At 62.0% G+C, this 870-nt stretch carries 2 protein-coding genes; both read right to left on the bottom strand.

Features of this window, described 5'->3' with window-relative positions; genetic code table 11:
• Positions 1-358: ExbD/TolR family protein (locus tag QQJ79_RS15480; protein ID WP_284223827.1), on the bottom strand; the 358-nt coding region annotated here is incomplete at its 3' end.
• A partial coding sequence (locus QQJ79_RS15485) for a MotA/TolQ/ExbB proton channel family protein (RefSeq protein WP_284223828.1) occupies positions 355-870 on the bottom strand: 516 nt, incomplete at its 5' end. The genes QQJ79_RS15480 and QQJ79_RS15485, both read right to left, overlap by 4 nt.

Below are 870 nucleotides of genomic sequence, written 5' to 3' on the forward strand. Positions count from 1 at the left end.
CCAGAAGACGTTCCAGCGAGATGGACTGGTCCCCGGCCACGATCAGCTCATAATCCGGTTTTTCCTTCAGGAGGCGGGGAAAGCCGTCTTTCAGGGCCGGCAGATCGGCAAAGGCCTGGCCGTCAAGGGCGTAGCCGCTGGCGCGGATTTCCAGCAGGATATGACGGGTTTCTGCGGGCCGGGCCGGCTGCTCGGACACGGCTTCCGGCAAGGTCAGGTCAAGGGACCGGTAGACGGCCCCGGCCGTCAGGATGAAAAAGACCAGCAGAATGAACAGGATGTCCAGCAGGGTTGTCAGGTCCGGGAACAGGGAGCCTGCCTCCTCGTCCCGGTTATAGGCGTCACCGGACCGGATCATGGCGCAACCTGCCGGGGCGTGGACCTTGTTTCCGGTACAGGCAGTGTTTCAGGCCGCGCCGCGCCGCGCTCCAGTGAATAATCGAGAGAGGCCGCATTCAGGCGGATCAGGGTCAGGTCGAAAATCCGGTTTTTCCATGCGGTGAACAGGGTTACGAAAATGACGCAGGGCAAGGCGATCATCAGGCCAAATGCGGTGGTCATCAGGGCTTCCCACAAGCCGTCTGCGATCATGCTGGGGGTAACCGGCGCATCGGACGCGGCAATGTCGCGAAAGGCATCAATGATCCCGAGGATTGTGCCCAGCAGTCCCAGAATGGGGGCGACCGCCGCCACCAGCCGGAGGACCGCGAGGCCCCGGCCAAAGGGCAGCCGGGCCTCGTCAAAGGCAACAGAGGTCACCTCATCCCGCACCGGCTTTTCAAGATGGCGATGCCGGGCAATCAGGCGAAGAAGGCGGCTTTCCATCCGCCTTCCCTGAAAATCCACAAACAGGAAAAAGCTGATCCGTTC

The sequence above is a fragment of the Brevundimonas denitrificans genome (assembly GCF_030160755.1).
Classification (GTDB): Bacteria; Pseudomonadota; Alphaproteobacteria; order Caulobacterales; family Caulobacteraceae; genus Brevundimonas; species Brevundimonas denitrificans.